We start from the raw sequence: 23,517 nt of genomic DNA, 5'->3' as shown, positions 1-23,517 counted from the left end.
CTGCCGCAGCCCGCTGCGTCATGTGAACAGTGGCCCGAGGAGTGCCGTTAATGCCTGACCAACTGATCTACGCCATGGAAGTCTTCCTCAACGGCCTGATGGCCGGGGTGATGTATGCCCTTGTCGCTCTTGGGTTCGTACTGATCTTCAAGGCGAGCGGCATCTTCAATTTTGCCCAAGGGGTTATGGCCCTGTTTGCGGCGATGACTTTGGTCGGCATTCAGACGGGGCAGGTACCGTTTTACCATCTGATCAACGCGGTCTTTGGAACCAACATCCACTATTTTGGGTGGGAGATTCATTCGATCATCGCGATCATCTTTACAGTGGTGGTGATGATTGGCCTTGCTTGGGCGGTGCAGCGGTTCATCTTCAAACATCTGGTCGGGCAGGAGCCCATCATTCTGTTCATGGCCACCATTGGCCTTGCCTACCTTCTGGAAGGGGTCGCGGACCTTATGTGGGGGTCCGAGATCAAAAAGCTGGATGTGTGTCTGACCGATACCACCTGTCTGCCCCAAGGCATCAACCTTGCTATTGATGAGGCGACGTTCAACATTTTTGGCTACGGGTTCTTCATTGATAATCTGGATATTACCGCAACGATCATCGCGATTTTGTTGGTCGCCGTGCTGGTGGCGTTCAGCCAGTACACCAAACAGGGCCGGGCCATGCGCGCCGTGGCCGACGACCACCAGGCCGCTTTGTCGGTGGGTGTGTCCCTCAACTACATCTGGATTTTGGTGTGGTCGGTGGCGGGCTTTGTTGCCCTCGTGGCTGGCATCATGTGGGGCGCGAAATCGGGCGTGCAGTTTTCGCTGTCTCTGATCGCGCTCAAGGCATTGCCGGTGTTGATGCTGGGTGGGTTTACCTCGATCCCCGGCGCCATTGTGGGCGGGTTGATCATTGGCGTGGGCGAAAAGCTGTTTGAGTTCTTCATGTCCTCGAGCGATCTCGCCGGGGCCTTGTTTGGCTTTACCATGAACGCGACCGAGAACTGGTTTGCCTATGTGCTCGCGCTGATCTTCCTTGTGTTCCGCCCGCAGGGCCTGTTCGGGGAGAAGATCATTGAACGGGTATAATCAACTGTCGAGTTGCCGGAACAGCATGACCGTGATCGCGGCAAGCACCGTGATGGCAAGCGTCGCTGACAGCATGAGATCACCTGTCAGCATCAGGGCTACCCCAGCGCAGACGGTCACCACCAGAACGCAAAGCAAAAGCATCGGCCAGATCGTGACCCGGGTAATGCGCGAGGGTGCATGCTCGACCGCGTGTACCGGTTCGTCAGCGTCAGGTACGGATTCGAGCAACTCCGCTTTGGCGGCGGCAAGATCAATTGCGCTCAGGTCGCCGCGCGCATACGCGGCCTCCAGACGACGCATGTCGTCAAGTATGGCAGTCATAGTTCCCACTCCATTTTCCCGCGCCCAAGCTGGCATGGGGATTGGGGCCAAATGTGGCGAAACCGCAGAACCTGAAGTGTTGGTTAAGACCGGAGGAGAGGGGCCAGCCCCTATTGCGCCAACGGCGCAATTCACCCCGTGGTATTTTCGGTCAGAAGAAACGCGCGACCGCGCAAGTAGAGGAAAACACTGATGCTTTATCGTGAGGCTGGCGATTTTTCGACGACTTATCCGCAGGACAGCCAGACATTTCCGATCCGGTTTGACCGTTATCGCTATTACTTTGTTCTGGTTGTGGCCGTGTTTGTGATGCCGTTTGTGATGAACGATTATCTGGTCAATTCGATCTTTCTGCCGTTTTTGATTTATGCAATCGCCGCCATAGGTTTGAACATCCTGACGGGGTATTGCGGGCAAGTGAGCCTTGGGACCGGTGGGTTCATGGCTGTGGGTGCCTATGCTTGTTACAAGCTGATGACTGCATTTCCGGATGTGAACATCTTTTTCCACGTGATCATTGCAGGGGGGATCACAGCGCTGGTCGGCACGGCCTTTGGTCTGCCGTCTTTGCGGATCAAGGGGTTCTATCTGGCCGTTGCCACTCTGGCGGCGCAGTTCTTCCTTGTCTGGCTCTTCAACAAGGTGGCGTGGTTTTACAACTATTCCGCATCTGGTCAGATCAACGCGCCTGAGCGCACTGTGTTTGGAATTGAGGTAACGGGCCCCAATACCGAAGCGTGGGCGACGTATCTTTTCTGCCTTGTCTTTACCATTGGCGCGGCGATTGTCGCGCGCAACCTGACGCGGGGGTCGGTTGGCCGCCAGTGGATGGCGATCCGCGATATGGACATCGCCGCCGAGATCATCGGGGTGAACCCGCTGAAGGCCAAGTTGACGGCTTTTGCTGTCAGTTCGTTCTTTGTTGGCATTTCAGGTGCACTATTCTTTGCCGTTTACCTTGGCGCTGTCGAAGTGGGCGAGGTGTTTGGCATTCAGAAGTCGTTCCTGGTGCTGTTCATGATCATCATCGGGGGCCTTGGAAGCATCTTTGGCGCCTTTGCAGGGGCTGCCTTTTTGGTGGTCTTGCCTGTGTTGTTGAAGCTTGTCGGAGTGGACTTGATGGGATGGCCGACGGACATCGTGGCGCATTTCCAGCTTGTGATTGTGGGTGGGTTGATCATCATGTTTTTGATCCTTGAACCTCACGGGATCGCGCAGCTGTGGCGCGTGGCCAAGGAGAAATTGAGATTGTGGCCGTTCCCGCACTAAGCGGGGCGATCACCAACAATGGCGGGGTGAACCCCGCCCTACGGAATGGTCCGTGAGGGGCCGCATATCGGATAAAACCAACGGGAGGAAAAACCGATGAAGATGAAGATCGCAACCTGGGCAACAGCCGCCATGATGGCCGCAAGCCCTGTGATGGCGGACCTTGTGTTCCCATCCCTTAGCTATCGCACAGGCCCTTACGCGGCGGGTGGTATTCCGTTTGCGGATGGGTATGCCGATTATTTCACAATGCTCAACGAGCGTGATGGCGGCATCGGCGGCGTAATGGCGAACGTGCTGGAATGCGAAACGGGCTATAACACCGAAAAGGGTGTGGAATGCTATGAGTCCACCAAAGGTGCGGGCGCGCTGGTCTATCAGCCTCTGTCCACAGGTATCACCTATCAGCTGATCCCCAAAGCGACGGCTGACGACATTCCGATCCACTCGATGGGTTATGGCCGGACGTCTGCCGCCAATGGCGCAGTGTTCAGCCACGTGTTCAACTACCCTGCCAACTACTGGAACGGGGCCTCTGGTGCCATCAACTACCTGATGAGCCAAGGCGACATCGCGGGTAAGAAAATCGCGTTGGTCTATCACAACTCTGCCTATGGCAAGGAACCAATCCGCACGCTGGAAGAACTGTCCAAGAAGCACGGTTTTGAACTGATGCTGGTTGCCGTGGATCACCCCGGTCAGGAACAAAAATCGCAGTGGCTGCAAATCCGCCGCGAGCGTCCTGACAATGTCATCATGTATGGCTGGGGCGTCATGAACCAGGTCGCCGTTCAAGAAGCTGCCAACATCCGCTTCCCGATGGAGAATTTCATCGGCATCTGGTGGTCCGGTTCGGAAAACGACGTGCTGCCTGCGGGCGATGCGGCCAACGGCTACAAAGCGTTGACGTTCCACGGTGTGGGCAGCGATTTCCCAGTGTTTGACGACATCAAGACCCACGTTGTTGACAAGGGACTGGCCGCCGGGTCTGGCGATCAGATCGGTACGGTTCTTTATAACCGTGGTCTCTATGCTGCGATGCTGGCTGCCGAAGCGGCCAAAACCGCCCAAGGCATCCACGGCACTGCCGACATCACCCCTGCGATGATGCGCGACGGGATGGAGGCGTTGGAGATCACCGAAGCCAAGATGACCGAACTGGGTCTGCCCGGCTTTGGTCCGTCCTTCAATGTGTCCTGTGAAAACCATGGCGGCAACGGCCTTGTTGGCGTGACCCAGTGGGATGCGTCGGCCAAGACTTGGTCGCTGATTTCCGAATTCTCGGAATCGGACATGGACGTCATCCAGCCGCTGATCGACGAAGACAGCGCGGCCTATGCGGCCGAATCTGGCATCGAAGCGGGCTGCTAAGCCTATCACTGTCCCCGGCGGCTGATCTGGCCGCCGGGGAATTGCATTTTCAAGACACAAGGGTGCGCCATGCTGGACGCCGAGGCCAAGACAGAGACTGTTCTAGAGGTCAGCAATATCGAGGTGATCTACAATCACGTGATCCTCGTGCTGAAAGGCGTCAGCCTGAAGGTGCCCAAGGGCGGCATCACCGCTTTGCTGGGTGGCAATGGCGCGGGCAAGACCACGACGCTCAAGGCCATCTCTGGCCTGCTCGCAAGCGAGCGGGGCGAAGTCACCAAGGGCACAATCCATTATCACGGTGAAAATACCGCTCATGCCGACCCTGCCGATCTGGTTAAACGCGGCGTCGTGCAAGTGATGGAGGGGCGCCACTGTTTCGAGCACCTCACCGTCGAGGAAAACCTGATGACAGGCGCCTATACCCGCACCGACGGCAAGGGTGCGATTTCGGCCGACCTTGAGATGGTGTACAACTACTTCCCGCGTCTGCGTGAACGGCGCAAATCGCAGGCTGGCTATACCTCGGGTGGAGAGCAACAGATGACGGCCATTGGCCGCGCGCTGATGTCCCGCCCTGAAACGATCCTGCTGGATGAACCTTCGATGGGGTTGGCCCCGCAGTTGGTTGAACAGATTTTCACGATTGTGAAGTCGATCAACGAGAGTGAGGGCGTGACCTTCCTCCTTGCTGAACAGAACACCAACGTCGCCCTGCGCTTTGCCCATTACGGATACATTCTGGAATCGGGCCGCGTTGTGATGGACGGCCCCGCAGCCGAGTTGCGTGAGAACCCGGATGTGAAGGAATTCTATCTGGGCATGTCCGATGAGGGGCGCAAATCCTTCCGCGATGTGCGCAGTTATCGGCGCCGCAAACGCTGGCTCAGTTGATCGGCGGCGGATGCCACGTTTGACTTACTGTATTTAAAGAGGAGCGGGTCTTGCGATGCCTGACACGACTTACTTTGACGATTTAGAAACCCGCTCTGCCGATGCCCGAGCTGTGCAACAGTTGGCAGCTGTCAACGAACAGATTGCGCGCGTCGCAGCAGCTGCGGACAGTTGCCTTCCTGACGTGGGCAATCTCAAGACGCTGGATGATCTTCGCACTCTACCCATTCTGCGCAAATCTGAACTCGCCAAATGGCAGGCCGAGAGGCCTCCGTTCGGCGGCATACCCGTGTCTAACCTCGCGCATGTGTTCCAATCCCCCGGCCCGATTTACGAACCCGGTGGGATCAGCCATGACTGGTGGCGCATGGGCCGCTTTTTGCATGCGGTTGGATTTGGCGCGGATGATATCGTTCAGAACTGTTTCGGGTATCATCTGACGCCTGCGGGTATGATTTTTGAATCTGGCGCTCGGGCTGTCGGTGCTGCCGTTCTTCCGGCAGGCACTGGTCAGACTGAATTGCAGGTGACTGCCGCCCGAGACATTGGCACGACGGCCTATGCGGGGACGCCGGACTATCTGAAAGTGATCCTCGACAAGGCAGACGAGATGGGCGTGGCCCTCAAATTCTCCAAGGCCGCTGTGGGTGGCGGGGCCCTGTTCCCCAGTTTGCGTCAGGAATACGCAGATCGCGGAATCATTTGCATGCAGTCCTATGCGACGGCCGACCTTGGTAACATCGCCTACGAAACGCCAGCCTTGGAAGGCATGGTTGTGGACGAAGGTGTGATCGTCGAAATCGTCACCCCGGGCACCGGCGATCCGGTGCCGGAAGGAGAAGTGGGTGAGGTGATCGTCACATCGCTCAATCCCGACTATCCTCTGATCCGCTTTGCGACAGGGGACATGAGCGCGGTTCTATCAGGCCAAAGCCCCTGTGGACGTACCAATGTGCGCATCAAGGGGTGGATGGGGCGCGCCGATCAGACGACTAAGATCAAAGGCATGTTTGTGCGTCCCGAACAGGTCGCAGCCCTTGTGGCCAAGCACCCTGAAGTGACCCGCGCCCGTGTGATCGCAGGTCGGGACGGGCAACAAGACACGATGCTGGTTCAGCTGGAAACCACCTCTGACAGCGCCGAGGCCTATGCCGGCAGCATCACGGATACGCTGAAACTCAAAGGTACAGTGGAGCTCCACGCGCCAGACAGCCTGCCCAAAGACGGATTGGTGATCGAGGATCAGCGCACATACGACTGACCCGAGGAAACAGCGGCTGTTTGAGTATGACGGTTGAACGGATCACCGAGGTCGCGTTGCAGAGGGCTGGAAACCCGAGCGAAAACGTAAGATAAGCAGTGGGTACGACCCAAGGGCGCCCTATACGTGTCAGTCACCTCCACAATTCCACGATTGCGAACCACACCGCGCCTACTGTCTTGGACGGCACTCGGGATTGCCGTGATCTGCCTGTTGCCGATGCTTGCTGTGGCCATCGCGGCGCTGACCGGGGGCACCGACACGGTTGTGCACCTCGCGAGCAGCGTGCTGGGCCGTTATGTCGCCAACACTGGTTTGTTGGTAGTGTTGGTCTCGCTGGGCACCTTCGCCATCGGTGTAGGTGCGGCGTGGCTGGTCACCATGACCCGTTTTCCCGGCGTGCGCGTGTTCGAGATTGCACTGGTCATCCCGCTCGCCTTTCCGGCTTACGTGCTGGCCTACGGTTATACCCATGTTCTTGATCATCCCGGCATCGTGCAAACCACATTGCGCAGCATGATGGGATGGGGGCCGCGCGATTACTGGTTTCCCGAGATCCGCAGTCTGGGCGGGGCGGCAGTCATGCTTGTCCTTGTACTTTATCCGTATGTTTACCTGCTGGCGCGGGCCTCTTTCCTACAGCAAAGCGGATCGACTTTTATGGCAGCCCGGGCGCTTGGTTCGCGCCCATGGGTGGCGTTCTGGCGTGTGAGCTTGCCGCTAGCCCGCCCCGCGATTGCTGCCGGTGCGCTGCTGGCAGTGATGGAGACGATCGCGGATTTCGGCACGGTCGCCTATTTCGGGGTGCAGACCTTTGCTACTGGCATTTACACCAGCTGGTTTTCGTTCGCGGACCGGGCGGGCGCGGCGCAGCTTGCATTGTGCCTTTTGTCCTTTGCCCTGCTCTTGGCGATGCTTGAGCGCAAACAGCGCGGACAGGCCAAATACCATGATCCGAGCCGTGGTCAGAAAGAGCATCCACCGATTGATCTGACAGGCTGGCAGGTGAGTGCCGCGATGATCCTGTGCGGGCTGCCTGTTTTGTTTGGCGCAATCATTCCTGTGATTGCGCTGATCTCGCTTGGCGTTGGCTCAGGGCAGGATTTGCTCAGCCCACGCTATCTGGCCTTCATTGGCAATTCTCTTACGCTTGCTGCTCTCGCTGCGGCTCTGACGTTGGCGGCCGCGGTCATCCTTGGCTTTTTCCAGCGGACCCAGCCCGGGCGTATGTCCGGAGCGGCAAGCTATATCGCGCGGCTTGGCTATGCCGTGCCGGGGGGGGTTATTGCGGTTGGACTGTTGGTGCCTTTTGCCGCCTTTGACAACGCGCTGGACGCATGGATGCGCGCCACATTTGATATCTCGACCGGGCTTTTGATCACGGGGTCCATCTGGCTTTTGGTCTTTGCTTACATGGTCCGGTTTCTTGCCGCTGCCCTTGGTGCCTATGAGGGCGGGCAAGCGCGCGTCCATGCCAATATGGATGCAGCCAGCAGATCGCTGGGCAAGGGGCCCTTTGCCACCTTGCGCCGCATCCATTTGCCCATCCTCACACCCAGCTTGCTGACCGCATTGCTGATCGTCTTTGTGGACGTGATGAAAGAGCTGCCGGCGACGCTAATCATGCGCCCCTTCAACTACGACACATTGGCGGTGCAAGCCTATCGACTTGCCTCGGACGAACGGTTGGACGGCGCAGCAGTTCCCAGCCTTGTGATCGTGGCAGTGGGCCTACTGCCCGTTATTCTGATCTGCCGTCAGGTCGGTCGCCGCTGACGCGCATTGGAATGCGTCTTAGGACTGGCATTTGGCCAGTGCGACCCGTGCGGTGCCAGTGGCGTCAAACAGAACTTCCTGTCCATCTGCACGCAATGTGGCACCAACCATTTCAGACCCGTTCACTGTGATCTGGCGCGAACTTGTCGTGTCGTCGATGTCGACGGTAAAGGCCAGCGTTTCACCGGGTGCGAGCGGTTCGAGCTCGAGGCTCACGACCGTGTCGCCGTCTGTCACGGCAGTGGTGCGTGCAGACCCGACAACCCATTCCAGCGGCTGAAACACTTCGACCCCGGCGCCCGCGCCGGTGATGTCAAAGATGAGCCCGGCTGGTGCTGTGCCAAGGTCGATGTCGACCTGTGTGGCTTGCGATGCGCAGGATCCCTCATAGGTCAGCGTAAACCTGTCTTTGGGCGCACCGTCGCGAAAACTGACGATGAGGTCTGCAGACAGGGCGGGTGACGCAACACATAAGGCAACGATGAAAAGGGGCAGGCGCATGATGATCTCCGTTTCAGGTTCGCTCTGCACTTAGCGCGGAATCTGAAAAGGGGAAGGCGGAGGGTATCTCCGCCTTCTGTCAGCCGTACCTGTGGCGCGCCTAGTCGGTTTCTGCCGTGCCGATCTTGTCCTGCGTTTGCGTGTCAAAATCCGATGCATCATGGCGTTCGTGCAGTTGCAATTCAGGCTCTCCAAACACGCGGTTCACCATGCGCCCACGCAAGGTTGCCGGGCGCGCGTCGATCTTTTTCGCCCATGCCATCACGTTGGTATAGCTCTCTACGTCGAGGAACTCCGCTGCTGAATAGAGACGTCCCAAGCACAACTGTCCGTACCATGGCCAGATCGCCATATCCGCGATGGTATACTCGTCGCCTGCGATATAGGGCCGGGTCGCCAGTTCGCGGTCCAAGACGTCCAGTTGCCGTTTGGTTTCCATAGCGTAGCGGTTGATGGGATATTCATACTTCTCTGGCGCGTAAGCGTAGAAGTGCCCGAACCCACCGCCAAGAAACGGGGCAGAGCCCATTTGCCACATCAGCCAGTTCATGACTTCGGTGCGTGCGGGGCCGGAGGCAGGCAGGAACATTCCAAACTTTTCGGCCAGATGGATCAGGATCGATCCGGATTCAAACACCCGTAGCGGCGTGTCGCCGGTGTGATCCACAAGGGCCGGGATTTTTGAGTTTGGGTTTGCCTCAACAAAGCCGGAGTCAAACTGATCCGCATCTCCGATCTTGATCAGCCACGCATCGTATTCTGCGCCACTCACACCGGCGGCCAGCAATTCTTCGAACAACAGAGTAACTTTGACCCCATTGGGCGTAGCAAGCGAATAAAGCTGGAACGGATGTTTGCCGACGGGCAGTTCCTTGTCCTTCATCGCACCTGCGATGGGACGGTTGGTCGAGGCGAATGTGCCGCCTGATGCTTTGTCCCATGTCCATTTTGCGGGGGGCGTGTAGGTTGGATCGCTCATCGGTTCTGCCTTTTGAATTTTGCGGTTGTTGTGAAACCTATGCCAATCGGGCGGACGTGCAAGGGATGGGCCTGTGCATCCGGGCAGATACCTCTGTGCTGCCCGTTACGGCAGCAGGCCCGTGAAACTGGGCAGGGGTCATTTGGCGCTGCTGGATTGCAAGACCAATTCCTGACTAGGATCGTTCAAGAATGGTTCTCGGAACTGCATCTGATAGTTGCGCGACAGGATCGAAGCGAAACTTTGGTTTGGTGACAGCGCTGCCTGTGTCAGAAGCTGCCCGATTTTGACAATTGGTTTGAGAACCGGGGTAATATCCGTGTGTGGCGCTTCGGTGTCGAGAAACTCTCTGAAGACGTGGCCTATTCTGCGGGTTGTGGTTGAACCTCGTGTCCTTGGATCGGTTGACTGTCTACACTCCCGACGCCGTGGCGAAGAATGGTAAAAACGAAGACAGCCATGGATACTACAGCCAGAACAGAGCCAACCTGGGCCAACGTTTCACCCTGACTTGTGATTGCCATTGCGATGCCAGGTGTGAGAACGACGACAGTTGCGACTGTAAGCACGAAATGGACAGCGGCCAGCGGACTTTCAGCGGCTTTCGGCGTCAAGGCATAGTAAGACCCGAACACCGACATTGAGACAAACCCGATCAGGTTCAAGTGCCCATGCGCTGGCGACAACGTATGATCGTGGGTTGCAGACATCTGGATGCCCCATACCATACCACACAGTGCAAAAATTGCGGCTGTTGCGAAGAACCATGTCGGTAGTTTTGTCATTTCTCGTTCCTTTTCGCTTGGGGCTGGTGTGCCTAGATCAGGTTGTTTTGCACTTACTGTGGGGCGACGATTGTCATTCCGACTTCGCCGGCGACCTTTAGTACGGCACTGATATCCGGCGCTGCAGGGTCTGGCAGTTCGCGCTGGCCCTCAGGAAGAACGGCGCCAAGTCCTGTGAAAAACGCTTCGTGCATATGCCCGGGTGCGTTTAAAACGAGGAGCCGCGCAGGGCGGTCTCCAATTGCTTGAAATGCGTGTACTGCGCCGTCCGGGATTGCCACGAAATCGCCTGGCCCAGCAGAACTTTCTTTACCGTCGATTGTGAACTTAATCTCGCCGTCCAGAACAAAGAAGCCTTCGGTTTCGCCTGCATGGTGGTTCGGCGGTGCTCCGGCGCCGACCGGTACGGTGCACTCGACAAGACAGAATTTTCCGTCGACCTCCGATGGAAAGGCGTGAAACTTCGTCAAAATATTCAGAACGTTGTAGGTGCGCGGGCGACTCGCCATGTCAATCCTCACTTGCTTGACTGATTCTGACATCACTGATACGTCGAGTCTCATTGTAAGACAAGTGTCTCATAAAGAGACTGTAGCCTCGAAAAGATGAACATGACAAAATCTTACGACCGAACCGCACAGCGAGAACGAACACGGCAAGCGATCCTTGAGGGTGCCAGACAGTTGTTGTCCGAAGGGAAAACCGTAACGGTCACTGCGGCCGCTGCGGTAAATGGCGTGTCCAAGGCAACGAGCTATCGGTACTTTTCCGACGCAAGCGTTCTTGTCGCCGAGGCCGTTCTCGATGTTTCGGTAAAGCCTTATGATGCAGTGGTTGCCGGAGCGCAGGATTTGCGCGGAAAGCTAAAGGCAATTTGCCTGTATTTTCTGGATCTTTCCTTGGAAAACGAAGCCGGTTTTCGGCAGTTTCTGGCAGCAGCGATGACCGAATGGCGGGCCGGAAGCACGACAACTGCCCGTGGTGGTCGCCGCGTAAAAATGTTTCGGCAGGCATTGTCAGAACACGATACCGGTTTGTCTCGCCAACAAAGAGACACCCTTGTGCGCGCCTTGTCTGCTTCAACGGGTTTGGAAGCTATGATCGCCCTGACCGATGTCGCAGGCGCGACGCAGAAGCAAGCGCGCGAAACAACGGCTTTTATGGTCGATGCCATCGTCGACCGAACCTTCGCAAAAGCAAACTAAGGCAGGTCTCTTTCACAGCCAAACCCAGCGCCAGATCCCCTCTGTAAAACACCAGTGCACGTATTGGTCACGCGCATATCTAAGGCAAAAACGACCGTTCCAACCCGATTTTCCAACTCTAAAACAGTCATCGGTGCAGCCGTATCGAAAGCAAAACAAGTACGCACAGCGGGCGTTTATCCCCACCTCTTCCTACCCAAAACAAAAAAGCCACCCCGGATCGGAGCGGCTTTTTCAAATCTTGTTGTTAGGGCCTTAACCCTCATGAGCTTTGAACCGGCGCCGCGTTTTGTTGATGATGTATGCGCGGCAATTGCGGCGCCGGTTTTGGGCGAACGGGGCAATTTTCGAACCTTCTCAGCGCTCTTTTAACCGCCCCAGTCCGGGAGCGATCAAGCCCAGGGACGATCCTTGCCGTTCAACTAAAGGGCTGTGGTGGGCCGAACTGGTTGGTCTCTTCTTCGCTTGGTTGGACGTAGAAGTATATAAGGATAAGCGCTCCGATGACCGGTATGAGCCCGATCAGTAGCCACCATCCAACGCGACCAGTGTCGTGCAGGCGCCGTACTGCGACGGCGATGTTTGGAAGAATCACAAGTAGCGAGACAATAAATGACAGCGGAGTGCCGCCTTCGGCTTGGAACGCTTCAAATCCGAGCAGCGGCAAGATGAGGACGCCGTCAATTATCTGACAGATGAAAAGGACGATGAACACGGCAAGGATCCACCACCAGAATTCTGATCGGGATGCTCGACCGCTGAACGTGGCGTATTTTGATAGAACTGTTCGGGCCGCTGTTTTCATGGAGTTCATGGCTATTCCTGCTTGTAATCAAATCCGAATTTGCGCGCGCCGCGCTCGCAAAACATTTCAAAGAATACTCGTTCAGGCGCCCCTTACTGTCGTAAATTAACAATCACGCGTCAATTCTCTCTGTTTGGTGCACCTCAATCAGGCATTTTTACGAGTGATGCAGGGGCACCCAACGGAGGATTTTCCCGTACAGGGGTCGTTTGCGGCCTATGTAGGGATTGCAAATCTGCCAACAAAAAAGCCGCCCCGAGTGAGGGCGGCTTTTTCAAAAGTCTGTCGCTTGGGTCTTAACCCTGGCGTGCTTTGAACCGGCGTTGCGTCTTGTTGATGACGTATACGCGGCCTTTGCGACGCACAACGCGGCAATCACGGTGCCGGTTTTTGAGCGAACGGAGCGAGTTGCGAACCTTCATGGCGCTTCTTCCTCATGTTTCATGGCGCGAAGCAGCGCCGGGTTTCGTTTTGGCACCTGAGATGCCGGTGTAATATGCGTCAGGGCGATTGCCCTTCAGCGGAATGCGGTGGTGCGAGATACAAGGATCGAACTTGTGACCCCTTCGATGTCAACGAAGTGCTCTACCGCTGAGCTAATCCCGCACGTTACCCTGCACATTTTAGCGGCCCACAATAAAAGTGGGCGCGGAAATCCGCGCCGGGTAGGGGGGCTATAAAAGGAGTCGATGGCAGGATCAAGGGCTTTTGGCTTTCCCGGTTCATGGGTTATGTTACCAGCCAACAGGAGGATCCATGCCAAAAGTCGCCTATGACGTTGAACACCCCGAAAGACGTACGAGTTGCGTGGTGTTTGCATCGCCCCATTCCGGGCGCGACTATCCGTGGACCTTTTTGAGCAAGACGGTTTTGGATGAAAGGACGGTGCGGTCCTCTGAGGATGCGTTCGTGGATCAATTGTTTGCCTCGGCCCCCGGTGCAGGTGCGCCGTTGCTCAAGGCGGGTGCGCCGCGCGCTTACATCGACCTCAACCGCAGTTCTGACGAATTGGACCCGGCCCTGATCGAAGGCGTGCGCCGGCAGGGTCACAATCCGCGTATTGCCAGCGGCCTTGGTGTGATTCCCCGTGTGGTGGCGAATGGGCGTGCGATATATCGCGGCAAGCTGGACCGCGCCGAAGCCGAGCGGCGCATTGATTTGTATTGGCGCCCCTATCATCGCATGTTGCAGACGCTGCTGGACGGTGCGCATCAGTATCACGGGCAGGCGATCCTGATTGACTGCCATTCGATGCCGCATGAGGCGATGGACGGTATCGCACGTGGCGGAATAGCGCGCCCGAACGTTGTTCTGGGGGATCGTTTCGGGGCCGCAGCGGGCAGCGACGTGATGGAACGGGTCGAAGCGGCCTTTGCGGCAGCTGGCTTTGCCGTTGTGCGCAATGCACCGTTTGCGGGTGCCTACATTACACAGGCTTATGGCCGTCCGTCTCGCAATCAGCACGCTATTCAGGTCGAGATTGATCGTTCCCTTTATATGGACGAGCGGCAGATTACGCCCAATGCCGGGTTCGCGCAGGTTCAGGCGCGTTTGCAGTCGGTGATTGCAGAGATCGCCGCGATTGGGCAGACGCGGGTGCCTCTGGCCGCCGAATAGAGCCTAGCGCAGCGCTCGCCCTTTCATGATCGCGTCATGCCCAAAGCGATCTCGGATCGCATCTGCGGCCCGTTCTGCCTGACCTCGCTTGTGGGCGTCCGGGTCCAGCAAATCGCCTGAGGCATCGGCCTGATCGGCACTGCACAGATCACTGAGCCCGCAGCCCAATAGCCGATATGGGCCCTCGTCCCCAACCTGATCGAACAGCCCCCGTGCAACCCGGTAGACGGTGTCGGCCAGTTGCGCAGGATCCCGCAGCGACAGCCGTCGTGTGAGCGATGAATGATCGCGTCGCTTGAGTTTGAGCGTGACGACACGCCCCGCCAGCCCCTTGGCCTTGGCCCGGTCCGAGACCTTTTCGGCCATGCGCCACAGGTGCCCGTCAAGGATGTCTGGATCGTTCGTATCTTCGCCAAAGGTGGTTTCGTTGCTGATCGACTTCATGGGTGCATTCCGCGATACGCGCCGCTTGTCCTGCCCGCGTGCCAGATGCCACAACCGGTCTCCCATCGATCCAAATCGCGCGACCAGATCGGTTTGCTCCCACCGCAGGAGATCCGAAAAGGTGCGTATCCCCGCTTTTTCCAGAGAGGCTTGGGCCGCGGGGCCAATTCCCCAGATCAACCGCACCGGTTTGTCCCGCAGGAAGGCGTCGGTGTCGCCCTTGCCGATCACCGAGAACCCGTGGGGCTTTTCCAGATCAGAGGCGACCTTGGCGAGGAACTTGTTGTGGCTGAGGCCAATGGAGCCCGTCAGCCCCAATTCGGTGCGCATCCGCTTGATCAGCCGGGCCAGCATCACAGCAGGCGGGGCGCCGTGCAGCCGCGTCGTGCCGGACAGGTCCATGAAGGCCTCATCCAGGGACAGCGGCTCGATCGCAGGCGTCAGTTCCTCCATCAATGCGCGGATTGCGCGGGAGGCGTCAACATAGGCGTCCATCCGGGGTTTGATGATCACCGCATCAGGGCACAGTTTGAGCGCCTGAAACATTGGCATGGCCGAGCGCACGCCCCTTATGCGCGCCACATAGCAGGCAGTCGACACCACGCCGCGCCGCCCGCCGCCGATGATGACCGGCTTGCCTTCGAGGCTGGGGTTATCATGCTTTTCCACCGAAGCGTAAAAGGCGTCGCAATCCATATGAGCGATTGTCAGATCGAAGAGTTCGGGATGCGCGACGACGCGCGGGCTGCCGCAGGACGGGCAGCGCGGTGCTGTGTCAAATTCAGTCAGGCATTCGCGGCAGAGGCTGGGCATGGGCAGGCTTTGTTGCTCGTGTTAGGCACTCTAGCGGGTGGCAAAGGATTTGAACATGGCGGGACGGGTGATTGGGGCCAAGCTTGCGCTGTTTGTCGGGGATCAACTGGCGACTTTGCAGCGCGACGACACGCCGGGATTGTTGTGGGCGGGGTACTGGGACCTGCCCGGCGGTGGGATTGAAGCGGGCGAAACCCCCCTGCAATGTGTTCTGCGTGAAACCCACGAAGAACTGAGCCTTGTCATTGATCCCGGTCTCGTAAGTTGGGGACGCGACTACGGCACGTCCAGCGGAGATATTTCGTGGTTTTTTGCAGCCCAGGTTTCCAGCGAAATCGAGGACGAAATCGTGCTGGGTGACGAGGGGCAAGGGTGGGCCTTGATGTCTGTAGAAAGCTTCTTGCAAAACGACATGGTGGTCCCGCAATTCAAGCCCCGTTTGGGTGACTATCTGGCCGGAGTCGCGTCCGTCAATTTTGAGTGAATCGGATGGGCCTACCCCTCAAAAGAACCCCCCGCACTCGAGCGGGGGGAGGTGACGAACCTCAGGAAGAAATGGTTCGTCGGGGAGTATCACCTAAGGTCAACTTACCACTAGGGCGGGTTTTGGCACAGTCAGGAAATCCATACCTTGCAATATAGAGTGTCCTGTTGCGCCTAAGGCACAATCAGTTGATGAAACATTCGGCGCAATACAACCTATGGATAAGTCGTGGATAACTGCAAAAATGCGTTGTTTGTCAGCGATTTGGGTTGTGCGCTTGCGGGCTGACAATCTCGTCCAGAATGCTCTGAGCGGCCTTTTTCGGATCTGGTGCGCGCCAGATCGGACGGCCCACTACGATGTGGTCAACCCCGTTTGCGATGGCATTTGCGGGGGTCGCGATGCGTTTCTGATCCCCAGTATCGGCTCCTGCAGGGCGCACTCCTGGGGTCACAATCAGTCGATTTTCCGACTCAGGCAGGGCCCGGATCGCAACCGCTTCGTGTGGTGAGGCGATGACGCCGTCGGCACCCGCTTCGAACGCGCGTGCGGCCCGTTCGGGCACCAGATCGCTGATTTCACCCGGCTGGATCAGGCAGCTGTCCAAATCGTCGCGATCCAGCGATGTCAGAATGGTGACGGCCAGGATTTTGAGAGAGGAACCTGCCGCACCTTCTTTGGCGGCGCGTACCACATGCGGATCACCATGAACGGTGAGAAAGTCGAGATCGAATTGAGCGAGACCTCGCACCGCCGCCTCAACCGTGGCACCGATGTCGAACAGTTTCATATCCAGAAAGATACGCTTGCCGTGTTCCTGTTTCAGTTCGTTGGCCAGCGCGAGGCCGCCGCCCGTAAGCATTCCGAGGCCGATTTTGTAGAAACTGACGCTGTCCCCTAGGGTGGTCGCCAATTCGAGCCCCGCCACGGCGTTTGGCACGTCCATCGCCACGATTAGTCTGTCATCTGCCATGTCTATGCCCCTCAATGTGCTGCCACGGGGTCATACGGCAGGACATGGGCAAAATCCATCAACGAAAACGCCCAAATGCATAAGGACGCATTCGGGCGTTCTGAAGCTGCTTCCTTAAGTGCAACCGAGGTAAGGCGGAGTGCTTAGGCTGCTTGCTGGTGGTCTTGCGGAATGGCATCTGCCTGCGGCCCTTGGCCATTTGCATACGTCCGCGAGAATTTGAGGATTGATCCTAAGTCGCCGCGACCGTGTCGGCGCATCGCTTGCGTGGACAACCCTTTGGCGGCTTCCTCGAATTCCATTTCGATCGGTGCTGAGATTGCGCAGGCATAGCGGCGCGCTCCGGACCGGTCATGCACGGTTACCAATGCTTCAAACGTCTGGTTCGCAGCGTTGTAGATCACGTCGCTGAATTGCAGTGGGATGGTATACATTTTGACACCTTTTTATGTCTCTGCTCTTGTGGATAAGTATGTGGACGCTGCCGTTTGGAAAAAAAGGGGGAGATAGGCGGACGTGGCGTCACAACCCTGTGCAGTGCGCGTGAAGGTGGAGCTTGATCTTTATTAACTGGTTGGTATTAAACAAATATATCTAATTTTGCATTTGCATCCAATGCGATTGAACACCGGAGATCTTCGGCGGAAAACCGCCATGACATTTTGATACGGTGTAAAAAATGGCTGTGGGTTAGTTGACCGAGGTTGTTTCCTGATTTTCCGGGTATCGTGACGACTGCTACACGTTTTTTGGTCGGATTGAGGTGCAGAGGGTCTTGCGAACGGGCACCTGCACACCCATCTTTTACGCGTAAGGCCTACACCTTCGCGTGCCTATCTGAGGGCGCGAAAAAGTGGGCGCTGTAAAAGGAGAATGACCATGGACTTGAGCAAGTTCACGGAGCGGTCGCGCGGGTTCGTGCAGGCTGCGCAGACAATTGCGACACGAGACAGCCACCAAAGGCTGACCCCCGAACATCTACTCAAAGCACTGATGGACGACGATCAGGGCCTCGCGGCCAACCTGATCACGCGCGCCGGTGGTGATCCTGCCCGCGTACTGACCCACGTTGATCAACTTTTGGCAAAACTGCCCAAAGTTAGTGGGGATGCGGCGCAGGTCTATCTTGATCAGGCTACGGGCAAAGTGCTGGCCGAGGCCGAAGGGCTTGCCAAAAAGGCAGGCGATAGTTTTGTACCTGTCGAACGGGTGCTGATGGCGCTTGGCATGGTGAAATCCGGTGCCAAGGACGCTTTGGAGGCGGGCAAGGTAAACCCGCAGTCCCTGAACTCTGCCATCAACGACATCCGCAAGGGGCGCACGGCCGATACGGCAAGCGCCGAGGATGGCTATGACGCCCTTAAAAAGTACGCGATGGACCTGACAGAGCGGGCCGAGGCGGGCAAGATTGACCCGATTATCGGTCGTGACGAAGAAATTCGCCGTGCCATGCAGGTGTTGTCTCGCAGGACCAAGAACAACCCGGTGCTGATCGGTGAACCAGGCGTCGGTAAAACCGCGATTGCCGAAGGCCTCGCGCTGCGTATCGTTAATGGTGACGTGCCTGAATCCTTGCGCAACAAACGCTTGCTTGCGCTCGACATGGGTGCACTGATCGCGGGCGCAAAGTATCGCGGCGAGTTCGAAGAGCGGCTCAAGGCTGTTCTGACAGAAGTCACCGAAGCTGCTGGTGAAGTGATCCTGTTCATTGACGAGATGCACACTCTGGTTGGGGCAGGTGCCTCTGAGGGCGCGATGGACGCGGCCAACCTGATCAAACCTGCGCTGGCGCGGGGTGAATTGCACTGTGTCGGTGCGACCACCTTGAACGAGTACCGCAAATACGTCGAAAAAGACGCGGCCCTTGCCCGTCGGTTCCAGCCCGTGCTGGTCGAAGAACCGACGGTCGAGGACACGGTAAGCATCCTGCGCGGCATCAAGGAAAAGTACGAACTGCACCACGGTGTGCGGATTTCGGACAGCGCATTGGTGACTGCGGCCACGCTCAGCCACCGCTATATCACCGACCGTTTCTTGCCCGACAAGGCCATCGATCTGATGGACGAGGCGGCAAGCCGTTTGCGGATGGAAGTGGACAGCAAACCCGAAGAGCTGGACGCGCTCGATCGTCAGATCCTGCAAATGCAGATCGAAGTCGAGGCGCTGCGCCTTGAGGATGATACCGCGTCCAAGGATCGGCTCGAGACACTCGAAAAAGATCTGGCTGACCTGTCCCAGCGCAGTTCCGAAATGACCGCGCAGTGGCAGGGTGAGCGGGACAAGCTGGCCGGTGCTCGTGATCTGAAAGAGCAATTGGATCAGGCGCGTGCAGCGCTCGACATCGCCAAACGCGAGGGCAACCTCGGCAAGGCGGGTGAGCTGTCCTACGGTGTGATCCCTGAGCTTGAGCGCAAGCTGGGCGAGGCCGAAGGTGCCGAAAGTGACGCGATGGTGGCTGAGGCTGTACGGCCTGAGCAAATCGCCTCTGTTGTCGAGCGTTGGACCGGCATCCCGGTTGCCAAGATGCTGGAAGGTGAGCGCGAAAAGCTCCTGCGGATGGAAGACCAGCTGCACGCCCGCGTCATCGGGCAAGACAGTGCCGTGCGGGCCGTGGCCAACGCGGTACGTCGGGCGCGTGCCGGGCTGAACGACGAGAACCGTCCTTTGGGATCGTTCCTGTTCCTTGGCCCCACCGGCGTGGGTAAAACCGAGTTGACCAAAGCGGTGGCTGAGTTCCTGTTCGACGATGACAACGCGATGGTGCGCATCGACATGTCGGAGTTCATGGAGAAGCACGCGGTTGCGCGGCTGATCGGTGCGCCTCCGGGCTATGTCGGCTATGATGAGGGCGGCGTGTTGACCGAGGCGGTGCGGCGGCGGCCTTATCAGGTGGTGCTGTTTGATGAGGTCGAGAAGGCGCATCCAGACGTGTTCAACGTGCTCTTGCAGGTGCTTGACGATGGGGTGCTGACGGACGGGCAGGGGCGGACTGTGGATTTCAAGCAGACGCTGATCATCCTGACGTCCAACCTTGGGGCGCAGAGCCTCAGCCAGTTGCCGGACGGGGCGGATGCTTCGGACGCGCGGCGGGACGTGATGGATGCGGTGCGTGCACACTTCCGGCCTGAGTTCCTGAACCGTCTGGATGAGACGATCATCTTTGATCGGCTGGCGCGCGCGGACATGTCGGGGATCGTGACGATCCAGATGGCGCGGCTTTTGAAACGGCTGGCGGCGCGGAAGATCTCGCTGGAGTTGGATGAGGGCGCTTTGAAGTGGCTGGCGGATGAGGGCTATGATCCGGTGTTCGGGGCGCGGCCTTTGAAACGGGTCATTCAGTCTGCCCTTCAGAACCCGCTGGCAGAGATGCTGCTGGCTGGGGACATCAAGGATGGGGAGGTGGTCGAGGTGTCGGCGGGCTCTCAGGGTCTGATCATTGGGGACCGGGTTTCTGGCACCAATCGGCCCCGGCCGGATGATGCGGTCGTCCACTGATTTAAGGGCCCCGGATGGGGGCGGAAAAAGGGTGTCCCACGCTGGGACATCCCCCGCCCCTATAGACTTCAATGGGTTACAGAGGTGAATTTAGGATTTGTTAAGGTTTGGGGTGATTTTTGGGAGGGTTATTTTGGCTGCTCTCAGCCCGAAGCGGACGTTGGCAGTGTAACACCTCGCGCGGAATGCGGGCATTCGCTGCGGGCACAAACTTGAAAGTTAGCATCGGGGCGAAGCGGACTTTCATCCGGCGCGGTAACCCAACTGAATTGATCTTGCAATTAGAACGGGAAAGTTTCAACCTAAGGAAGATTCGTTACCTTCATTTTGGCGACGAAATTAAATTTGATTTTGATTGGTTTAGTCAGCGCTGGCTGCCGGTAAGAGGAAAAAGCAATTCATGCCACGAACGGCTGACTACACAATCCAAGGTTTTTTGTACCAGTTCAATAAGACGATCAAAGAAATCCTAACTGCGGAAAACGATCAAACGATTACGGTCGAAGGAATTGTTGAGGATATCGAAGTAATGTCGCCTGAGGCGACGACTGCAATCCAATGTAAGTATCACGAGACGAATACATCGTTTACGGCGAGTGCAGTTTATAAGCCTCTGCTCCAAATGCTCAAACATTTTGCAGACCATCCAACAGAGAGCATTCGCTATATACTCTTTGCCCACTTTGCCGGCGTCGAAACACCGAACCCCACCGTTGGAAAAGACACCTTTAAGGCTGCCATAGCATCCAAGGACCAAAATCTTCAGAGGTACATTCCGTCGATACCTTCGTCAGTTGACCTTGACGAGTTTGAAACAAAATTCACGATGGAATTTGGGCCAAGCTATGATGAGCTGGTTGCAGAAGTCAGTGTGGAGTTGGGCTACAACGGGTTCGCCGTAATGGACATCGAAACCCTCGCCTACCCAAACGCAGTGCAGCTACGCTCAGTGTGAAGCACGACCAAGCCGAGCGGAAGATAACCAAAAATGAATTTCTTTCGAAACTCAAGACCATCCGAACAACGGCCATCTCCCATTGGACTCTCGCCCTAAAGACGCGAGAAAAGCTCCTAGCGGCCAGACGCAAACAGCTTAAAGTTCAACTCGATAAGAACGCGCGTCTTCGTTATTTTGTGATCGAGCCTTCAAGTATAGAAGACTATGAGGCTGAAGTCGTTCTTTTCATAAGCGACTACATTGGCAAGTATCATTTCAAGGCCGCTCATATCCGCACACCCATACTGTGCCTCCGCGCAACGAGAGATGAAGTCCAGGGCATTGAGGCACGCTTGTACGCGAAAGGTATTGTCTCAACAGACGGTTATGTCGGGCCACAATTCGAAGAAGCCTACTTCTTTCGCGAACCGTTGGTCTCAAAAACTGCTGGAGGAGAAATCCGTCGAGAGTTCAGTATCCGTATTTTGAGCTACGATGACCACGGTGAAATCCTGAACGACAGAAAATGCGATGATCTTTTCATGATTGGCGAACCGGATTGCGAAGGCCTCGGAACGGAGGACATAAACGTCGAACGGTTATCTGGCACCACGATGAAGGAAGTGAAGTATGTCATGGGAGTAAGTAATGCCTACGAATAGCATAGGTAAGGTCCTATCGTGCTCCCCTGAAGCGATCATTGTCCTTGTTGACGGCTTACAGGTTTTCGAGGAACACAAAGTGGATCTTCAAGTCGGGCGTTACTTGCGTATCGCGCAAGGAAACAGTGACTATACAGTCGCGACGATAACCAATGTTCGGGGAGTCCTGGGACAAGATGTCGAGGAGAAAACGAAATGGCAGTTCCATATTCAATGCCAGGCCGTCGGAACCCTAATTGACGGCAAGACCTTTGAGCGGTCTAGCGTCCTTCTACCGGTTCCAACTGAACCGGCCTACCCAGCTGAAAAAGACATGCTAGACAAATTATTCGCTGAGGATGGCAACTACCAATTCCCTCTGGGAATGCTCTCGCTCAACAAAACAACACCCCTGAAAGTCCATGGAGACCGCTTCTTTAGCAAACACATAGCAATCGTGGGGTCTACTGGATCTGGAAAATCATGCGCCGTCGCTCGAATTCTCCATGAAGTGGTGGGCATTTCCGACGGGGCAAACGCAAATTTCGAAAAACAGAACAACTCTCACATTGTCATGTTCGATATCCACGACGAGTACACAGATGCATTCACGCTTTCTGAAGGGCAGACATTTACTCTCAATCGATTAGACATCGACTCTTTGTCTCTGCCGTATTGGCTTATGAATTCGGAAGAGCTTGAAAGTATGTTCATAGAGAGCAACGAACAGAATTCACATAATCAAGTCAGCCAGTTCAAGCAGGCCGTTATCCTGAACAAGGAAAAACACAATTCGGCAATCAAGGAAATGACTTACGACACACCGGTCTATTTTTCGATCAAGGAGGTAAAATGTTACATCGACAACATGAACCGTGAAGTTATCGGTCGACTGGAAGGCGAGAACAAACCCAAGCTTTCTGATGGAACACTGATCGAAGATCGAAAATCTCATTACTTCGGAGGTTCATGTACTTTTGTCCCGACATCCACGGCCAAAGCGGAAAAAGCGACCAGCGGTCCGTTTAATGGAGAATTCAATCGCTTCCTCTCGCGTCTTGAAACCAAGCTCTCCGACAAGCGCCTACGATTTCTGCTGCCAGCCGAGAAAGATGACGGAGAAGAATTAAAAACCGAAGACTTTGAGCAAATCATGAAGCAATTCATTGGCTATCTCAATCGATCCAATGTCACCATTGTCGACCTAGGTGGCATACCATTTGAAGTGTTGAGTATTACGGTGAGCCTAGTTTCTCGACTGATCTTTGATTTCTGTTTCCACTACTCCAAGCTGCGACAAGGACAGGAAGTACTGAATGATGTACCAGTCATGCTTGTCTGCGAGGAAGCTCATAACTACATCCCTCAAAGGGACGAGGCTGCATATCGTTCCTCTAGAAAATCGCTGGAGCGCATTGCAAAGGAAGGAAGAAAATACGGTCTCAGCTTGATGGTTGTGAGCCAGCGACCGTCGGAGGTCTCGGAGACTATCTTCGCGCAATGCAACAATTTTTTGGCGCTTCGGTTGACCAACAATACCGACCAGAACTATGTGAAGCGGCTATTCCCAGACAACTCAAGCGGCATTACAGACATTTTGCCTAATCTTGCTCCTGGTGAATGCGTCGTTGTTGGAGATGCTGTATTATTGCCGGCAGTTGTCCAAATGCCGATGCCGAATCCCGAACCACATTCCCAAAGCGTTCGCTTTCACAAAGAATGGCAAGAACCGTGGCGCGAATTCACTTTTGGGGATGTCATAAGTCGTTGGCGGAAAGAATGATGCGCCTAATGGTGAGTTTTGTGAGCGTCTGAACTTGGTGAACAATCCACTTTTTAGCCCGATGGATGTCTGCTTTTG

23 protein-coding genes, 1 tRNA gene and 1 pseudogene are annotated in these 23,517 nt (G+C 56.3%); 13 read left to right on the top strand and 12 right to left on the bottom strand.

Annotated elements, in window-relative coordinates; all coding sequences use genetic code 11:
• Nucleotides 1-50: 50 nt before the first annotated feature.
• On the top strand, nt 51-1,082 hold the full coding sequence (locus DHN60_RS07240; protein WP_108836604.1) for a branched-chain amino acid ABC transporter permease: 1,032 nt from the start codon (nt 51-53) through the stop codon (nt 1,080-1,082).
• Here the strand turns inward: DHN60_RS07240 and DHN60_RS07235 are convergent, their stop codons facing one another.
• Complete coding sequence (locus tag DHN60_RS07235; protein WP_108836603.1) at nt 1,083-1,406, bottom strand: hypothetical protein; 324 nt, start codon at nt 1,404-1,406, stop codon at nt 1,083-1,085.
• Nucleotides 1,407-1,598: 192 nt separating this feature from the next.
• Here DHN60_RS07235 and DHN60_RS07230 point away from each other — a divergent pair, with 192 nt between their 5' ends.
• The 5 genes from DHN60_RS07230 (at nt 1,599) to DHN60_RS07210 (ending at nt 7,977) form a co-directional block, all read left to right on the top strand.
• Entirely contained in the window at nt 1,599-2,675 is a 1,077-nt protein-coding gene (locus DHN60_RS07230) for a branched-chain amino acid ABC transporter permease (RefSeq protein WP_108836602.1), read from the top strand.
• 96 nt (nt 2,676-2,771) lie between these two features.
• Nucleotides 2,772-4,046, top strand: coding sequence for an ABC transporter substrate-binding protein (locus tag DHN60_RS07225; RefSeq protein ID WP_108836601.1), 1,275 nt, complete (start codon nt 2,772-2,774; stop codon nt 4,044-4,046).
• 69 nt (nt 4,047-4,115) lie between these two features.
• Nucleotides 4,116-4,940 carry an ABC transporter ATP-binding protein gene (locus tag DHN60_RS07220; protein WP_108836600.1) on the top strand — a complete coding sequence of 275 codons (825 nt, stop codon included), beginning with the start codon at nt 4,116-4,118 and terminating at the stop codon, nt 4,938-4,940.
• 55 nt (nt 4,941-4,995) lie between these two features.
• A complete protein-coding gene (locus DHN60_RS07215) occupies nt 4,996-6,201 on the top strand; it encodes a phenylacetate--CoA ligase family protein (RefSeq protein WP_108836599.1) in 1,206 nt (401 codons plus the stop codon).
• A gap of 144 nt (nt 6,202-6,345) precedes the next feature.
• Nucleotides 6,346-7,977: an iron ABC transporter permease gene (locus DHN60_RS07210; RefSeq protein ID WP_234423571.1), complete on the top strand. Its 1,632-nt coding sequence runs from the start codon at nt 6,346-6,348 to the stop codon at nt 7,975-7,977.
• An 18-nt stretch (nt 7,978-7,995) separates the two neighbouring features.
• Here DHN60_RS07210 and DHN60_RS07205 read toward each other — a convergent pair whose 3' ends face one another.
• The 4 genes from DHN60_RS07205 to DHN60_RS07190 all read right to left on the bottom strand — a co-directional run bounded on the left by DHN60_RS07205 (nt 7,996) and on the right by DHN60_RS07190 (nt 10,751).
• Nucleotides 7,996-8,478: a hypothetical protein gene (locus tag DHN60_RS07205; RefSeq protein WP_159089142.1), complete on the bottom strand. Its 483-nt coding sequence runs from the start codon at nt 8,476-8,478 to the stop codon at nt 7,996-7,998.
• 100 nt (nt 8,479-8,578) lie between these two features.
• Nucleotides 8,579-9,457 (bottom strand): glutathione-dependent disulfide-bond oxidoreductase, encoded by an 879-nt coding sequence (gene yghU, locus DHN60_RS07200; protein WP_108836596.1) that lies wholly within the window; start codon nt 9,455-9,457, stop codon nt 8,579-8,581.
• Nucleotides 9,458-9,819: 362 nt separating this feature from the next.
• Entirely contained in the window at nt 9,820-10,242 is a 423-nt protein-coding gene (locus DHN60_RS07195) for a hypothetical protein (RefSeq protein WP_108836595.1), read from the bottom strand.
• A 53-nt stretch (nt 10,243-10,295) separates the two neighbouring features.
• Nucleotides 10,296-10,751 (bottom strand): cupin domain-containing protein, encoded by a 456-nt coding sequence (locus DHN60_RS07190; RefSeq protein WP_234423561.1) that lies wholly within the window; start codon nt 10,749-10,751, stop codon nt 10,296-10,298.
• Between the two features lie 102 nt (nt 10,752-10,853).
• On the opposite strand from DHN60_RS07190, the gene DHN60_RS07185 reads away from it, so the two are divergent.
• Complete coding sequence (locus DHN60_RS07185; RefSeq protein WP_159089141.1) at nt 10,854-11,447, top strand: TetR/AcrR family transcriptional regulator; 594 nt, start codon at nt 10,854-10,856, stop codon at nt 11,445-11,447.
• A gap of 255 nt (nt 11,448-11,702) precedes the next feature.
• Here DHN60_RS07185 and DHN60_RS22600 read toward each other — a convergent pair.
• The 4 genes and pseudogenes from DHN60_RS22600 to DHN60_RS07170 form a co-directional block, all read right to left on the bottom strand.
• Nucleotides 11,703-11,768: pseudogene (locus DHN60_RS22600) on the bottom strand (50S ribosomal protein L36); the annotation flags it as partial.
• A gap of 97 nt (nt 11,769-11,865) precedes the next feature.
• Nucleotides 11,866-12,261, bottom strand: a complete 396-nt coding sequence (locus DHN60_RS07180) for a DUF805 domain-containing protein (protein WP_108836592.1) — start codon at nt 12,259-12,261, stop codon at nt 11,866-11,868.
• A 287-nt stretch (nt 12,262-12,548) separates the two neighbouring features.
• A complete protein-coding gene (gene ykgO, locus DHN60_RS07175; RefSeq protein WP_005850168.1) occupies nt 12,549-12,674 on the bottom strand; it encodes a type B 50S ribosomal protein L36 in 126 nt (41 codons plus the stop codon).
• A gap of 109 nt (nt 12,675-12,783) precedes the next feature.
• Nucleotides 12,784-12,858, bottom strand: a tRNA-Val gene (locus DHN60_RS07170).
• Nucleotides 12,859-13,008: 150 nt separating this feature from the next.
• Here DHN60_RS07170 and DHN60_RS07165 point away from each other — a divergent pair.
• Nucleotides 13,009-13,869 carry an N-formylglutamate amidohydrolase gene (locus DHN60_RS07165; RefSeq protein ID WP_108836591.1) on the top strand — a complete coding sequence of 287 codons (861 nt, stop codon included), beginning with the start codon at nt 13,009-13,011 and terminating at the stop codon, nt 13,867-13,869.
• Nucleotides 13,870-13,872: 3 nt separating this feature from the next.
• On the opposite strand, the gene DHN60_RS07160 is transcribed toward DHN60_RS07165, so the two are convergent.
• Entirely contained in the window at nt 13,873-15,126 is a 1,254-nt protein-coding gene (locus DHN60_RS07160) for a DNA polymerase IV (protein ID WP_108836590.1), read from the bottom strand.
• Between the two features lie 55 nt (nt 15,127-15,181).
• Here DHN60_RS07160 and DHN60_RS07155 point away from each other — a divergent pair, with 55 nt between their 5' ends.
• Nucleotides 15,182-15,610 (top strand): NUDIX hydrolase, encoded by a 429-nt coding sequence (locus DHN60_RS07155; RefSeq protein WP_108836741.1) that lies wholly within the window; start codon nt 15,182-15,184, stop codon nt 15,608-15,610.
• A 256-nt stretch (nt 15,611-15,866) separates the two neighbouring features.
• On the opposite strand, the gene pyrF is transcribed toward DHN60_RS07155, so the two are convergent.
• Together pyrF and DHN60_RS07145 are read right to left on the bottom strand one after the other, a co-directional pair.
• Entirely contained in the window at nt 15,867-16,583 is a 717-nt protein-coding gene (gene pyrF / locus DHN60_RS07150; protein ID WP_108836589.1) for an orotidine-5'-phosphate decarboxylase, read from the bottom strand.
• 143 nt (nt 16,584-16,726) lie between these two features.
• Nucleotides 16,727-17,017 (bottom strand): orotidine 5-phosphate decarboxylase, encoded by a 291-nt coding sequence (locus DHN60_RS07145; protein ID WP_108836588.1) that lies wholly within the window; start codon nt 17,015-17,017, stop codon nt 16,727-16,729.
• A gap of 445 nt (nt 17,018-17,462) precedes the next feature.
• Here DHN60_RS07145 and clpB point away from each other — a divergent pair, with 445 nt between their 5' ends.
• The 4 genes from clpB (at nt 17,463) to DHN60_RS07125 (ending at nt 23,439) form a co-directional block, all read left to right on the top strand.
• A complete protein-coding gene (clpB, locus tag DHN60_RS07140; RefSeq protein ID WP_108836740.1) occupies nt 17,463-20,078 on the top strand; it encodes an ATP-dependent chaperone ClpB in 2,616 nt (871 codons plus the stop codon).
• A 400-nt stretch (nt 20,079-20,478) separates the two neighbouring features.
• Entirely contained in the window at nt 20,479-21,033 is a 555-nt protein-coding gene (locus tag DHN60_RS07135; RefSeq protein ID WP_108836587.1) for a hypothetical protein, read from the top strand.
• Nucleotides 21,030-21,677, top strand: a complete 648-nt coding sequence (locus DHN60_RS07130) for a hypothetical protein (protein WP_108836586.1) — start codon at nt 21,030-21,032, stop codon at nt 21,675-21,677. The genes DHN60_RS07135 and DHN60_RS07130 overlap by 4 nt, the downstream gene beginning before the upstream one ends.
• Nucleotides 21,664-23,439, top strand: a complete 1,776-nt coding sequence (locus DHN60_RS07125) for an ATP-binding protein (RefSeq protein WP_108836585.1) — start codon at nt 21,664-21,666, stop codon at nt 23,437-23,439. The genes DHN60_RS07130 and DHN60_RS07125 overlap by 14 nt, the downstream gene beginning before the upstream one ends.
• Nucleotides 23,440-23,517 lie beyond the last annotated feature (78 nt).

This window comes from Tateyamaria sp. Alg231-49, assembly GCF_900143535.1.
Lineage (GTDB): Bacteria > Pseudomonadota > Alphaproteobacteria > Rhodobacterales > Rhodobacteraceae > Tateyamaria.
The sequence above is the reverse complement of the archived record's forward strand: the minus strand, read 5'-3'. Positions and strand labels throughout refer to the sequence as shown.